The organism is Acinetobacter sp. YH12095 (assembly GCF_013419245.1).
GTDB lineage: Bacteria > Pseudomonadota > Gammaproteobacteria > Pseudomonadales > Moraxellaceae > Acinetobacter > Acinetobacter towneri.
This window is the reverse complement of sequence record NZ_VPAL01000002.1, coordinates 194833-209779: the sequence shown is the minus strand read 5'-3', so window position 1 is coordinate 209779 and position 14947 is coordinate 194833. Positions and strand designations below refer to the sequence as shown.

The following is a 14947-nucleotide window of genomic DNA, read 5'->3' as shown; positions in this document are numbered from 1 at the left end:
AAAACAAGTCAGCCAGCCGAAATAGCTGTTTAAAAATATTGAAGGTTTAATACTCACTGGCAGCAATCAATTGACGGGTATATTCTGTTTGCGGATGGCTAAATAACTGTACAGTATCTTGAAATTCCATGACTTTCGCTTGATGCAGCACCAACACTTTTTGACACAGTGCTTTCACCACTTGCAAATCGTGGCTAATAAACAAATAGCTCATCTGTTCTTGCTGCTGCAAACGGCGTAACAGCTGCACGACAGCACGTTGCGTGGTACGGTCTAAGGCAGAAGTCGGCTCATCCATAATTAACAGTTTAGGACGCAGCACCAACGCGCGTGCTAATGCAATCCGTTGACGTTGCCCACCCGACAATTCATGCGGATAGCGTTGTTTAAAACTCACAGGCAATTCCACTTTGCTTAGAGCTTCATCAATGCGCTGGATGATTTCAGGCTTGGACAATTGTTGCAATGCCAAACCCTCACCAATGGTTTGCTCCACATTTAAACGTGGATTTAAGCTGCTAAACGGGTCTTGAAATACAATTTGAAACTGCTGACGTAAGGGACGCAATTGGCGTTCATTCAGTTGATTCAGATCTTGCCCAAGTAGTTCAATTTTTCCCTCACTTTCAATCAGTCTTGCAATGGAAAGTGCCAATGAACTTTTACCCGAACCGCTTTCACCAACAATACCAATCGATTGACCTTGCGGAAGTTCGAAGCTTAACGGTTCAACCGCAACCACATAATCTTTAACCCGATTCAGCAAGCCTTGTTTAATCGGGAATTTCACAGCAACCTGATCTAACGCCAAAACAGTCGGCAACTCATCAATTTGCAAAGCTTCGCCAAAATCATGGTTTAACAAATTTTGAGTATAGGCTTGCTGCGGTCTATTAAAAATATCTGCCACACTGCCCTGTTCTTCGACCCGTCCCTGATTCATGACAATGACCTGATCTGCATAGTGTTTGACCAAGTTCAAATCGTGGCTGATCAAAATCATAGCCATATTATGACGCACTTGCAGGCTTTTTAGTAAATCCAAAATCTGCGCCTGCAAAGTGACATCTAAAGCAGTGGTTGGTTCATCGGCAATTAAAATATCGGGATCAAGTGCCAACGCCATTGCGATCATCACTCGCTGACGTTGCCCCCCAGATAATTCATGTGGGTAACGCTTTAGTTTTTCTTCAGGCTGAGGAATGCCAACATCCTCAAGTAATTGCAATACCCGAGCACGCGTTTTTTCCTTGCTCCAACCTTGGAGCAACAAACTTTCACCAATAATTTTTTCCACGCGATGCAACGGATTTAAAGCCGTCATCGGTTCCTGAAAAATCATGGCAATTTTTTGACCACGAACTTGCCGCAATTGTTGCGGTTTAAGGCGAAGTAAATCCTGTTCTGCAAAGATTGCCTGACCTTGCACCTGTAAATGTTCGGGCAATAAACCTAGCAACGCCAAACTGCTAATAGATTTTCCAGAACCACTTTCACCGACTAACGCAATAGTTTCGCCTGCATGCAGCTCAAAGTTTAAATCGTGCAGCAAAACCTGTTCCTGCTGCCGAATATGCAGATGACTGACTGTTAGCAATACTGCAGGCTGTGACGCATTTGAAGGTTTAACGTCTTGGATCGAATGCATCACGGGTCGCTTCTCCAATATAAATCAACAAGGACAGCACAATCGCTAAGGTAAAAAAGCCTGACAACGCTAACCACGGTGCATTTAAATTATTTTTGCCTTGTAACAGCAACTCACCTAAAGATGCTGCATCGGGCGGTAAGCCATAACCTAAAAAATCCAGTGCAGTTAAAGCTGTAATATTGGCGGTTAGCATTAATGGCAACTGCGACAAACTCGAACTCATGGCATTGGGTAAAATATGCCGAAACATAATGGTACGATCGGTTACGCCTAAACTTCGCGCTGCACGGACATAGTCAAAATTTCGGGCGCGTAAAAATTCTGCTCGAACCAAGCCGACCAGTGTCGTCCAGCCAAATAACAGCATAATCACAAATAGCCAATACACACTTGGGGTAAACATGCTGACCAAAATCATCACCATGAACAGCATCGGTAAACCACCCCACACCTCTAAAACGCGCTGACCAATTAAATCGACCCAGCCGCCATAGTAGCCCTGAATTGCCCCGACCAAAATGCCCAAAGCTGCCGATGCAAAAGTCAATGCAAAGCCAAATAACAACGATACACGCAAGCCATATAAAATTCGCGCCAACACATCGCGCCCTTGGTCATCTGTACCTAGCCAATTTTGTGCAGTTGGTGCAGAAGGTACAGGAACGGCCAAATCTAAATTCGGGGTCTGGTAAGAAAACTCAATGAGCGGCCAAACTGCCCATCCTCGGTCTGCAATCAGTTGTTGCACCACTGGGTCTTTATAATCTGCTTCGGTTTCAAATACACCGCCAAAGGTCGTTTCAGGATAAGCCTTGAACACTGGCAGATATAAAGATTGCTCATATTTGACCAATAACGGTTTATCATTGGCAATCAGTTCTGCCGCCAAAGACAACACAAAAATAATGATAAAGACAATGAAACAACCCAAACCCAATTTATTCTGTTTAAAACGCTGCACACGCGCCTGCATGATCGGTGACATTATTTTGCCCCTCGCGATTCAAAACTAATACGTGGGTCAATCACCTGATATAACACATCGCTGATTAAGCGTAGAATTAAGCCCAATAAGGTAAAAATAAACAAAGTGCCAAAAATTACAGGATAATCACGCTGTACAATCGCCTCAAAACCAAGCAGGCCTAATCCATCCAAATTAAAAATAATTTCGATGAACAAGTTCCCGACAAAGAAAATACCCACCAACGCTTCGGGCAAACCTGCAATTACAATTAGCATGGCATTACGAAACACATGCCCATATAACACACGCGATTCGGTTAGACCTTTAGAACGTGCCGCCAACACATACTGCTTGTTTAATTCTTCCATAAACGAGTATTTGGTGAGATAAGTCAGCCCTGCAAAACCACCAATCACCATCGCCAATAAAGGCAAAGTTATGTGCCAAAAATAATCGGTAATTTTTCCCCACAGACTTAATTGTGCAAAGTTCTCAGACACCAAACCCTGTAAGGGGAACCACTGAAAATATGAACCACCCGCAAAAAATACAATCAGCAAAATAGCAAAGGCAAACGCAGGAATGGCATAACCGACTGCCAACAAAATAGAAGTGGCTTTATCAAACAACAAGCCATGCTGACGGGCTTTTTTAATGCCTAAAGGAATAGAAATTAAATAAATCAGCAAGGTGCTCCATAAACCTAAAGATAGCGATACAGGTAATTTTTCCCATAACAATTGGGTCACAGGTTTATCTTTAAAAAAGCTGGTGCCAAAATCGAACTGCACATAGCTGGTGAGCATTTGCCAAAAGCGTTCATGTGCAGGTTTATCGAATCCATATTGCGCTTCGATTTTTGCAACCATTTCATCACTTAAACCTTTAGCACCTTGATAATTGCTGCTATTGGAGGTTGCAGCAGTTTCACCGCCTGTCGCCCCCATGCCCTGAAAGGCTTCGGCTTGCTGAATCGCCTGTTCGACTGGACCGCCCGGTGCAATTTGAATCACCACAAAGTTAATCAATAAAACGAAAAACAAGGTTGGAATAATCAGGAGCAATCTTTTGAGTATGTATGTGCCCATGTACTTACCTTTTGGCAATGTTCTGGTTTATCGCAAACACTGTCATGCTTGAGTTTTAAAATCGTTATTGTTGACGTAAATAATGTGCAACTTTCTTGGCTTGGGCAGCATCACTCCACCAATAATCAATTCCTGCCGATAGTTTAGGTTTGATGGCGGGCTGACGATACATATTCCAATAGGCATACCAGTTTTCACCTTTGCCATAGGTTGGAATTTGATAATACCCCGCACGCAATAAACGATCCAAAACTTTGGTACGCACAATCAATTGTTCACGATTAGGCGCACGAATCAACTGTTGTACCACTTCATCAATTACTGGGTTTTTAATGCCTGCGTAATTATAGTTTCCTGGTTGATCTGCGGCAGCACCACTCCAAAGCTGTGCTTGCTCATTGCCTGGACTTAAAGATTGCGGCATGACACTGGTGGTCATATCAAAATCGGCACGGCGCATGCGTTCAATATATTGCGGCACATCGACATGCCGAATATTTACCGTAACGCCCAGACGTTTCATATTGCGCACAAAAGGCACTAATGTGCGTTGCAAACCATCCTGATGAATTAAAAATTCAATTTGAATGGCTTTGCCTTTGGCATCGACCAATTTACCTTGCTGAAAACGATAACCCGCTTTCAAAAGCAATTCACGGGCTTTAAGCAAGCCGTTACGGTTAAAGCCACTGGCATCAGTCACAGGATACTGCCAATTTTGCAATACGCCTTGGCGTTGAATAGGATGCAGCTTGGCCAAATAGGGTTTTAAAACAGACAATTCTGCGGCTGAAGGTGTGCCTTTGGCTTCTAATTCACTGTTAGAAAAATAACTTTGCAAACGGCGATATTGCCCATAAAACAAGGCTTTGTTTTGCCATTCAAAATCATAAGCGTAGGTTAAAGCCTGCCTAAAACGAATATCCTGAAACGCATGTCTGCGGGTATTAAAAACAAAACTTTGGGTCGGAATTGGGTTTTGGTGCTGAAATTTATGCTTGACCACCATGCCCGCATTCACAGCAGGAAAACGATATTCAGTGACCCATTTTCGTGCGGTATATTCTTCATGCAACGTGTATTGCCCCGACTTAAACCCTTCGAAGGCAATATCCAGATTGCGATAATAAACATACTTCAGGCGGTCAAAATTATAGCGCCCTTTATTTACGGGTAAATCTTTGCCCCAATAATTTGGATTACGCTTATAAGTAATGCTGCGCCCTGCATCAATCCGCTCAATAAGATACGGCCCTGAACCTAAAATCGGTTCTAGTGTGATGCGGGTAAAGTCACGCTTTTGCCAGTCTTTTTTAGAATAGATTGGCATTTGCGACAAAATCAGCGGCATTTCTGCATTGTTAGTGGATTTAAAACTGACTTTAACCTGACGCTTAGACAAGACCGTGGTTTTATCTAAATCGGATAAATACATTTGCAAACCTGGATTAGACTTGGTCTGAAAAGCATCAAAACTGAATTTCACATCATCTGCTGTAACTGGGCTGCCATCACTAAATTTAGCTTTAGGATTTAAATGAAAAATGACAAATGCAGTTTGCTTGGGGTCATAGCTGACTTTTTCTGCCAATAAGGGATACATCACCCCCGGCTCATCTAAAGAACTGCTCATGAGTGAATCGAATATAAAACTCACCCCATCGGTTGAGCTGCCCTTGCCATTCATGTCATTTAAATTATCAAAAGTGCCATTACTGGCACGAATTAAATCGCCACCTTTGGGCGCTTGCGGGTTGGCATAAGGCATAGCCGAGCGCCCCACATACTGAGGCTGGCTATGTACGGCAATATAGGGCGTGGTTTGTAACGCAGCCCATCCAAACTGCGGCAAGACCACACAACCTAAAATACAGCCCAGATATTGATGTGTCTTTTTTATGGCAAATGACATGCACACAGCTCCTTGTGCAGTATTCCTGAGGATGCCGTCAAAACATGACATCCTCAGGATTAAACTTTACAGATTCGGGACTTTAATCACATCGCCAATACGCAATTGAGTATTTGGCTGCATATCATTTAAATCTGCCAATGCTTTGGTGTCGATGCCATAACGACTGGATAAGCCAATCAGCGTATCCCCACGTTTCACTTTATATTCAGTTACGGTTTTGGGAACTTGAATATTTTGTCCAATGCGTAAACCTGAACGTGGCGTTAAGTTATTTAAACTCGCCAATTCTGCAACCGACACACCCACACGGCTGGCAATCGAATTTAAAGACTCACCACTTTTAACGGTATAAGTTTCGGTGGCTTTACTACTGCTGCTTTTCGCAGCACTTACGACCTCTGTTTTTACTTCATTTTTTGCAGCGCTGGCATCGACTTTTAAGCGTTGTCCAATGCGGACATTGGCAGTACGTGAAAGATCATTCAGCTCTGCCAAATAATTCAATTGCAATTTATATTGGCGCGCAATACTGCTTAAAGTTTCCCCTGCTTTGACCACGTGAATATCATTGGTGGTTTCAGCCACCGCTTCAACTTGGGCTTTTTTCTCAGGAACATCCCCCGTGAGTTTAAGAATTTGTCCTGCTCTTAAACCACTGTTACGGCTTAGATTGTTTAAGTCTGCAATATAGTCTTGGCTGAGATTATATTTTGTCGAAATCGCCGATAAGGTATCGCCACGTTGTACCGTATAACGCTCAGGCACATTGACACCTGCAGGCACTTTGAGGGTTTGACCAATGCGCACACCGCTTTGCGTGCTTATATTATTTAAACTGGCGAGCTCTGCCAAAGAAATTTTGGCTTGGTTGGCAATGCTCGATAAAGTATCACCACGCTGTACTTGGTAGTTTTCAGTCGGATAGTTTGGCTCTGCTGCTTTTGTTTCTGACTTACTGGCTTCAGCTTTGCTCGCTTCCGTTTTTTGTGCAGTCACTTCATTTACAGGCACATTAATGCGTTGCCCAACCAATAAGCTACTGTTCGCTTTTAAACCTGGAGTTAAATCAGCCAATTCCTGATTTGACAAGGCATAACGGTCTGCAATCAGTTTTAAGTATTCGCCACGCTTCACTACGTAAGTTTTGGTTGCGATTTTTGCAGCCTGTTCTGCGGCTTTTTTGTCGGCTTCTGCTTTGGCTTTAGATGCAGCCGTTTCTTTTAAACTTAGACGCTGCCCTACAAATAAGCCACTGGTGGTGCTTAAGTTATTAAAATCTGCCAATTGTTTTACAGTTAAACCAAACTGACTGGCGACACCTGTTAAGGTATCATTGGCTTGCACCACGTATTGCTCAGGCATGGTTTTTGGCTTAGCAGGCTCTGCCTGTACTTGTGGCTTGGCGTCGTATAAATAAATACTGGTGCCCACATACAAAGTTGCATCTGGAGCAATTTGGTTCCACTTGGCAATATCACGCCAGTTCAAGCCATTTTTCATGGCAATACTGGCCAAGGTGTCCCCCGCTAACACGGTGTACGTGGTACGTTTGCCTTTTGGTGGTACGACCACCACTTCAGACTCCGTACGCACATAATTCTTACCTTGGTTACGCTTTGCTTCTTCTGAATCTAGGCGCGTATTTTCTGCCACACTTTTCGGGTAAGCAAAACCTTTGGTTAATTCTTTACCTTGCTGCTCTGCAACAGACAGACTGGTCTGAATAGCGGTCAGCTTAATTTTTCCATCGTATGGATCAACAATTTCAGTGCCTTGAGGCGCAATTTGTTTCAACTCAGCCACAAGTTGTTCTTGTTCTGCTTTAGAAGCCACAGGCTGCAACACTTCTTCTACAGTTTTATTGCTACCTTCTGCCTGCACTGCTGCAAGAATTTGCTCACGCTCAGTATTGGAAATTGGTGGTTCAATCCGCACAGGCTGAATATTGGCAGCAGGTGTAACAGCAACAGGAATACGCGGCGCACTTGGAATATCGCTACCCGCAGCAAATGCTGCCAAAGCGTCCGAACCTTGTGGCGTACGTGACAAACGTGTAGGCGTAGTCGTTGCTGGTTTTGAAACACTGGCTGTAGTCGATGCTGTGCTTGGTGTAGTGGTAGTTGTGACTGCCGTAGAGGCAGCAGGCTTGCCTGTAGTCGTTCTGGTTGTTGTACTGGTCGTTAACGCAGGTGGCTCAGATTTAGATGGTGTAATGGTCACACCAGAAGATGAAAACGATGGTGTGTTGCTGCTATTGCTTGCCCATAAACCGCCACCACCTTGTAGTTTTTTCAATAGTGCATCGACTGTTGGGCTTAAATCTGCAGGAATCAAAATACGCATTGGACTTTGGGTGTCAATCCGATCCCCACGATGTCCAGGGTTAAGCGAATACAGTTCGGCACGGCTGAGACCGGTAATATTGGCCACATCATTTAAATTCACCGCGCCCACATTAATTTCACGGAAGTGTGGACGGTTGGCAATTGGGGGTAAAGACACGCCATAAGCATGCGGGCTTTTAATAATTTGTGCTACCGCCAAGAAACGCGGCACATAGTTCATGGTTTCTTGCGGCAGTTTTAAAGACCAATAATCGGTTGGTAAACCTGCAGCTTTATTGCGGTTAATGGCTTGTTGAATACGACCCGGGCCTGCGTTATAAGCCGCCAATGCCAATTCCCAAGAACCAAACTGATTATACAAACTGCCCAAAAACTCATAGGCAGCACGAGTCGACTCCACGACATCTCGGCGACCATCGTACATCGAAGTTTGTTTTAAGCCGTAAATACGCCCTGTACTTGGAATGAACTGCCATAAACCTGCGGCAGCTGCGCTACTGGTTGCTGCAGGGTCATAGGAACTTTCAATCACAGGTAACAACGCCAATTCAGTTGGCATACCACGACGTTCAGCTTCTTTAACCGTGTGATACAAATAACGTGACGCACGCGCACTTAAACGATCCAAATACGGTTGACGTGAAATAAACCAGCCTCGCTGCGCTTCAATACGTGGGTTCCAATGGTTTAAATCCATTTTGAAACCAACGGTCATACGCTTCCAGACATCACCGTGTTTTAAAATTAATAAACGGTCACCTTCTACCGCGCGCATATCGGTTGCAGAGAGTAAATCTTCCAGACCATCTAAAGTACTGGCATCTAAATAACCCGAACCGACCTGACTTGAAGTGAGTGGCTTGCTCGCACCCTGCGTCGAGCTACAGCCCGTCATCAAGCCAAGGGCAGCCAATGCTGAACCTAAAACTGTAATTTTTAAAAATGAAGGTAAAGTCGGCTGCCACATGCGCGTGGTTGGTTTATACATAAAAAAATCCAAACAACTCGTATATAAATTATTTTTTAGACTTGCCATTGTAGTAGAGCTAGACAACGACACAAGGCATTAATTTAGCGCGTTTCGTCTATAAATGTTACAAGAAATTAAAAAATAGACAGGATTTACACGTCTAAACCGAATTTGCGATATACAATAGCTTTTCATTTTGATTTATTTTGCACAACCTGCGGATCTGATTTATGTCTCAAACAATCACTTTATATGTTGATGGTGCTTGTCGTGGTAATCCTGGCTTGGGTGGCTGGGGTGCGTATATTGTTACCGAACAAGAAGAACATAAATTATATGGTGGCGAAGCTCAAACCACCAATAACCGTATGGAATTGACTGCAGCGATTGAAGGCATTTTATTTTGCCCAATGGATGCCAAGCTGATTATTTGGACTGACTCCAATTACGTCAAACAAGGCATTACCGAGTGGATTCACGGCTGGAAAAAGAAAAACTGGAAAGATGTCAAAAACCCTGACCTTTGGCAAAAATTAGATGCCACCTGTCAAGGGCGTGAAATTGAATGGCACTGGATTAAAGGTCATGCAGGACATGTAGGCAATGAAATGGCAGATCAGCTTGCCAATTTAGGTGCAGATCAAATTCAGAAAACCTTAACTACAAATACGGCTCAACACATTCGCCCTGCGCTCGAGCTTACCCCAAATGATAAAAAAAAAGCGGAATCTGATTGGTTGCTCGACGATCCTTTCGGTTTTGACTTGATCGAAGAAGATGTAGAAATTGAAACAAGTACGCTGCATCGTCCTGTAGAAATCGACGTACACAACAATCATCAGGTCAAGGTCGATCTTGAAATAATGCAGACGCCAACCACACGCCTAGCCACAGAAACAGAAACAGAAACAGAAACAGAAACAGAAACAGAAACAGAAACAGAAACAGAAACAGAAACAGAAACAGAAACAGAAACAGAAACAACAATTGAAACTGCAATCAATGCCGTTGAAGCCGATACAGCAGCAGTAAATGATCTTTCCAATCATCCACACATTGTGATTACCCCTGCCACGCTAAGCTTACATGGTCCACGCCAATTGATTCTAGATACTGAAACCACAGGTTTTTACTATCAAGATGGTGACCGAATTATTGAAGTCGGTGCGCTGGAAATGATTAACCGTAAACTCACGGGCAGTTCCATCCACATTTATATTCAGCCTGAAAAACTGGTCGGTGAATCAGAAAACATTCACGGTATTTCAGATGAGTTCTTAAAAGACAAACCCAAGTTTGCCGAAATTGCCGATGTGCTGTATCAATATCTTAAAGGTGCAGAAATTATTGCGCATAACGCCACCTTCGATATGAACTTCTTAGATATGGAGTTCAGTCGTGCGGGGTTGGGCAATTTGTCCGAAGTATGCGAAGTGACCGACTCACTGCTCATGGCAAAAAGTAAGCATCCTGGGCAAAAAAACTCACTCGATGCGCTCGTCAGACGCTATGAAATTCCTGCGCGTGACCGTACGTTCCACGGCGCATTACTAGATGCTGAAATTCTAGCCGATGTTTACTTGGCAATGACTGGCGGACAAGTCGCCTTTGATATGGATGCTCTGTCTGCAAGCGAAGAACAGCAACGTCAAAGTGATCGTTTAAGTATTGATATTGATCTTGCTGTGATTCTGCCATCAGAAGAAGAATTGGCTGCACATGAGAATTGGGTCAAACAATTTGAAGAAAAACACGGTAAACCTTGCTTTTTTGCCAAATAAAATCTACGAGTTTTGTAATTTTATGTATTTAAAGATTTGCCAGTTCAGTTATAGTTAAAGCAAATAGGACTTTGTGTATTTTGCAAAGAACCAACAAACAGATAAAACACTAGGAAAGGTGCAGATCCATGTCTTACCAAACCTCTATACATTTTGATCCAACTGCCTTACTGATAATAAAAAATGAGGTTGATAATTCTATCAAACTGGTTGAATCCGCAGTAAGCACCTTAGCAGAAGATCAAACTTTGCCTTTTGGGATTGATGATGCACTGAATCAGTTTGAACAGTGTGCTCAGGTTTTAGCCTTAATTGATATGGAAAGCTTGGCAAAAATTGCGCAATACTCAGCAGAGCTGATGCGTAAAATTATGGGGAATCCAAGCAATATCAACACGCTGGAAGTCATTGCACTTAGCGAAGGCACCACCATGCTCAAGCGTTATATTGAGTTTATTTGCCTACGTGAAGTTAAAATTCCACAATTCCTACTCGACACTTTAAACCGTTTAGAATTGGCATTGGGTAAACCATTGACTCAGGAAGGTCAGCATATTGAAACTTTATTGGACTGCATCACTCCAAGTTTCCAATTGCCGCAAGTGCCTTCTTTAGAAAAGTCGGCTTATGTGCATCGCTTATATAAACTGTCATTACATAAGCTGCTCAAGCAAGAAGAATCTGCCATGGATCTTCAAGCGATTAAACTGGTAGGAACGTATTTGGCAGGTTTGGCAGAACAACATCCGAGTCAGCAATATTGGGGCTTAGTACACGTTGCCTTTAACCATATTGATAACTTGTTGTTGAATGAGCCACGTTTGCGTACTTTTATTAGTATTGAGCACAATATGCGTCAATACTTTGCTACGCCAGAAAGCTTTACCGCCAGCTTGTCTGATCTTGCGAATGTGTTGAGCCTGTGTATTAGTCAAGAAGATGAAATTTCTCAACATATTCGCAGTCAAATGAATATTGGTGAAGACTTACTCACCGACATGCAGCTCCAAGTATTCAGCCGTCATTTATATGGTCCAGATTTTGACACCATGCATACCATTAGCGATTTGGTCACCACAGAAATGACACAAATTCGCAATGATATTGAATACAACTATCAAAACATGAGTCCTGAAAAAACGCTGGAATTACAAGGCAAATTAACAGAGTTAGCAAACTTGTTTAAAGTCTTGAACTTAAATGAAGCGCATTTGGACTTACAACGCCAAGCTGAATCATTAAGCCGTCCTGAATTACTCAAAGATGAAAACTTTGCCCAGCAATTAATGAACGTGATTTTATCGGCCATGAACTCAATCGGTGTGCTTGAACGTCACCACACCTCTAGCCGTTTGCAGTTACGTGTAAATAACATGAACATTTCGCTAGATCGTTTAGATGAAGCACACGAAGCCTTGCTGACTGAAACCAAGTTACTGATTGACTTAATCACGCAAACACTGACACAGCACCTACAAACTCAAAGTGTTGCAGATTTAGAGCATACTTCAGCGCAAATTCGTGAAGTTGCAGGGGCAATGTTGTTCTTGAATGCTGAAAGTGGTCAAAAAGCACTGAAAGTATCTGCAGATTTTGTGCATGCACAAGTCGAAGCAGGACAAAACTTAACTGCTGAACAAGTCAACAATATCTTAGATACGCTTGCCAGTGCAGACATGCTGATTGACAATTTAAAGAACAAACAACCTGTTCTACAAAGCATGTTTAAGGTAGCATTGGACAGTAGTGAAAAATTGAAAACTGTAGCCTAATGACTGAACTCTCACTTGCATATATTTTTCAGCAACAACAACTTTTGGTCGATGAAAACTTCCAATTACCACGTGTGGAAAAGTTGGCAAGTGATTTAAGTTTTAGCTCGGGTGATCAAGTGATTGCCCGAGATCTGCTTGAAGATGAATCCATTCCTGAAGGCTTTCAACTGGTGCCTATCCGACAACTTTTACAAGTCTGGAACACCCAACAGTTTGAACAAGCCAGCCGTGCTATTCAGTTACTCGAATGGCGTCGCAACCACAAATTCTGCAGCCATTGCGGTCATAAAACCGAAGTCCATGCGACTCAATATGCCATGGTCTGCCCAGCTTGTGGCTATCACCAATATCCGCGCGTAAATCCATGTGTCATTACCGTGATTACTCGTGGTGAAGATGAAGTCTTATTGGCGCGTAATGCACGCAATAAACTGCCCATTTACGGTTTAATCGCAGGCTTTGTTGAAGTGGGTGAAACACTCGAAGAAGCAGTACGTCGTGAAACTTTTGAAGAAGTTGGCGTACAACTTAAAAATATTCAGTATCTTGCCAGCCAGCCGTGGCCTTTTCCAAGTAACTTAATGATCGCCTTTAAAGCTGAATATGCAGGCGGTGAAATTCAGTTACAGGAAGAAGAAATTCGTGATGCACAGTTCTTTAAGTTTGATCAACTGCCTGATATTCCATTTAAAGGCAGTATCGCCCATGCCATGATTATGCATGTGACCCAAGGCACGCCTGTGGCAGATGACACCAAAGCTTGGCTATAAGTCTAATTCGCAATCTTGCATTTAAAAAACCGTTGCACCCCATAAGCTGCAACGGTTTTTTTAATTACCATTTTCCACAGAAGATCAATCAACATCACGCATCTTTAAGTGCCTGATCTAAAGCACGCATAATTTGGCGTTTGGTCGCAAAGAAACGACTAAACAAACTCGACACCGATGCCATAACACTGACATGCCCTGTTTTTGGAATGACAATAATTTCACTATGATTGCCATATTTCTTTAATACGTGGTCGAAGTCTGTGGCATTACTTGCCCCCACAATTTGATCTTTTTCTGCCACCAATAAATAGTGTTTGACTGAATTCGGCTCCACAAAATAATACGGCATCACATCCTGATACGGCACCTCTTGATCAAAGGCATCGGCACATAGCGGATCATCCTTATAATCAAAATGATAAGGCCCTGCCAAACCAATAATCGCACGAATGTGATCTTTACAGCTTAAAGCATAGGGCTGGGGATGGTACAACAAGGACATCACATTAAATGCCCCAGCCGAATGTCCCATCAATACCACCTGTGCCGTAGAAATACCCAGTTTGTGTTGCTGCTGAGTCAAGTAATTCAGTGCAAGAGTTAAATCATCAATATAGGTGGGAAAAATATGCTGTGGCGCGAGTTGATAGTTCATCACCGCAACATCAAAGCCTTCTTTTGCAAAAGCTTCGCCCACAAAACGATAATCCTGCTTATCGCCACGTGACCATGCCCCACCATGCACAAACACCATGAGTGGACGCTGCGGGCGTGGTGTTATGGTGCGGTACAAATCCAAACGATGCCGTGCGCGTAAACCATAAGCAATATTGCTTTGAACGGTATAACCCTGACGTGGCGTTAAACGGTTCAGCGCATAGCTGCCCAAATCATACAGGCGAAATTCTTCATAAATACGTTTCGCCTGTTCTAAAGTTTTATTCAGTTGTTTAAACCAGTGTTCCACATTATTGAACATGTGTCGGTTCAACCTGATCTGGGTCAATCGCGACTGGCGTTTGTGTTTCTGGAGCAACCATTGGGCTGACAAAGTTCGCATTGTTGCTCGGTTGTAGCTCAATATTATCAATCAGGGTAATAATTTTAGTGACATTGCCCACTTGTTGTAGCACTTGGTTTAAATCCTGCAATTCTGCATTGTTTAAACGTCCCATCACATACAACACACCATCTTCGGTATGAACACGCACTTTGCTGTCTGACACCACAGGTGCTTTCATAATCAAACCACGGGTATTTGCAGTAACCGTGGTGTCCTGCATAATGGTGCTATAGCTGATTTGATTACCCACTGTAATATAATTGTGGATGGTTTTTACATCACTCATGGCACGCACATTGTCTTCTGCCAACTGTTTTAAATGCGCGTCAGGCACTTGCCCTGTCAACAACACATTGCCATGAAAACTTTCTATATTGACACGTGATTGTTTAAAACGTGAATCCAGTTTATATAAATTAATTTTTGCAGTACGTTCAATAGAGTTATCTATAAACACTTGCCCAAGTGAGCGTGCACCACTTTCTGTACCCACTGGCGCAGTGCCTGTGCCACTTGAAATAAAACTTGCACAACCCGATAAACTTGCTACACACAGCAAGGTCACTGCAATACGCTTGAACACTCAGCAAGACTCCTATTATTTTCTTTCAATTCTGGC

10 protein-coding genes are annotated in these 14947 nt (G+C 43.0%); 3 read left to right on the top strand and 7 right to left on the bottom strand.

The window, feature by feature from the left end; genetic code table 11:
- Positions 1-46: 46 nt before the first annotated feature.
- From FTU35_RS02665 to FTU35_RS02645, 5 genes are all read right to left on the bottom strand, one after another.
- Positions 47-1648: an ABC transporter ATP-binding protein gene (locus FTU35_RS02665; RefSeq protein ID WP_180064489.1), complete on the bottom strand. Its 1602-nt coding sequence runs from the start codon at positions 1646-1648 to the stop codon at positions 47-49.
- Positions 1626-2636, bottom strand: a complete 1011-nt coding sequence (locus FTU35_RS02660) for an ABC transporter permease (protein ID WP_180064473.1) — start codon at positions 2634-2636, stop codon at positions 1626-1628. Before FTU35_RS02660 ends, FTU35_RS02665 begins: the two co-directional genes overlap by 23 nt.
- Positions 2636-3706: a microcin C ABC transporter permease YejB gene (locus tag FTU35_RS02655; RefSeq protein WP_180064472.1), complete on the bottom strand. Its 1071-nt coding sequence runs from the start codon at positions 3704-3706 to the stop codon at positions 2636-2638. Before FTU35_RS02655 ends, FTU35_RS02660 begins: the two co-directional genes overlap by 1 nt.
- 64 nt (positions 3707-3770) lie before the next feature.
- The gene (locus FTU35_RS02650) at positions 3771-5618 is read right to left on the bottom strand and encodes an extracellular solute-binding protein (protein ID WP_180064471.1); all 1848 of its coding nucleotides are present in this window, start codon (positions 5616-5618) and stop codon (positions 3771-3773) included.
- A 66-nt stretch (positions 5619-5684) separates the two neighbouring features.
- Positions 5685-8954: a LysM peptidoglycan-binding domain-containing protein gene (locus tag FTU35_RS02645; protein ID WP_180064470.1), complete on the bottom strand. Its 3270-nt coding sequence runs from the start codon at positions 8952-8954 to the stop codon at positions 5685-5687.
- A gap of 212 nt (positions 8955-9166) precedes the next feature.
- Between FTU35_RS02645 and dnaQ the strand changes: the two genes are divergently transcribed.
- The 3 genes from dnaQ to nudC all read left to right on the top strand — a co-directional run bounded on the left by dnaQ (position 9167) and on the right by nudC (position 13262).
- Complete coding sequence (gene dnaQ, locus FTU35_RS02640) at positions 9167-10717, top strand: DNA polymerase III subunit epsilon (RefSeq protein WP_131261739.1); 1551 nt, start codon at positions 9167-9169, stop codon at positions 10715-10717.
- Positions 10718-10845: 128 nt separating this feature from the next.
- The gene (locus FTU35_RS02635; RefSeq protein ID WP_096902171.1) at positions 10846-12489 is read left to right on the top strand and encodes a chemotaxis protein; all 1644 of its coding nucleotides are present in this window, start codon (positions 10846-10848) and stop codon (positions 12487-12489) included.
- Complete coding sequence (gene nudC, locus FTU35_RS02630) at positions 12489-13262, top strand: NAD(+) diphosphatase (RefSeq protein ID WP_096902169.1); 774 nt, start codon at positions 12489-12491, stop codon at positions 13260-13262. Before FTU35_RS02635 ends, nudC begins: the two co-directional genes overlap by 1 nt.
- A 94-nt stretch (positions 13263-13356) precedes the next feature.
- Here the strand turns inward: nudC and FTU35_RS02625 are convergent, their stop codons facing one another.
- The gene (locus tag FTU35_RS02625) at positions 13357-14244 is read right to left on the bottom strand and encodes an alpha/beta hydrolase (protein ID WP_096902167.1); all 888 of its coding nucleotides are present in this window, start codon (positions 14242-14244) and stop codon (positions 13357-13359) included.
- Positions 14234-14911: a BON domain-containing protein gene (locus tag FTU35_RS02620; RefSeq protein ID WP_136143977.1), complete on the bottom strand. Its 678-nt coding sequence runs from the start codon at positions 14909-14911 to the stop codon at positions 14234-14236. Before FTU35_RS02620 ends, FTU35_RS02625 begins: the two co-directional genes overlap by 11 nt.
- Between the last annotated feature and the right edge of the window lie 36 nt (positions 14912-14947).

What these genes read in the sequence shown, in the direction of transcription:
- FTU35_RS02665 (WP_180064489.1), bottom strand. Translation starts at nt 1,648, where the DNA reads ATGCATTCGATCCAAGACGTTAAACCTTCAAATGCGTCACAGCCTGCA.
- FTU35_RS02660 (WP_180064473.1), bottom strand. Translation starts at nt 2,636, where the DNA reads ATGTCACCGATCATGCAGGCGCGTGTGCAGCGTTTTAAACAGAATAAA.
- FTU35_RS02655 (WP_180064472.1), bottom strand. Translation starts at nt 3,706, where the DNA reads ATGGGCACATACATACTCAAAAGATTGCTCCTGATTATTCCAACCTTG.
- FTU35_RS02650 (WP_180064471.1), bottom strand. Translation starts at nt 5,618, where the DNA reads ATGTCATTTGCCATAAAAAAGACACATCAATATCTGGGCTGTATTTTA.
- FTU35_RS02645 (WP_180064470.1), bottom strand. Translation starts at nt 8,954, where the DNA reads ATGTATAAACCAACCACGCGCATGTGGCAGCCGACTTTACCTTCATTT.
- dnaQ (WP_131261739.1), top strand. Translation starts at nt 9,167, where the DNA reads ATGTCTCAAACAATCACTTTATATGTTGATGGTGCTTGTCGTGGTAAT.
- FTU35_RS02635 (WP_096902171.1), top strand. Translation starts at nt 10,846, where the DNA reads ATGTCTTACCAAACCTCTATACATTTTGATCCAACTGCCTTACTGATA.
- nudC (WP_096902169.1), top strand. Translation starts at nt 12,489, where the DNA reads ATGACTGAACTCTCACTTGCATATATTTTTCAGCAACAACAACTTTTG.
- FTU35_RS02625 (WP_096902167.1), bottom strand. Translation starts at nt 14,244, where the DNA reads ATGTTCAATAATGTGGAACACTGGTTTAAACAACTGAATAAAACTTTA.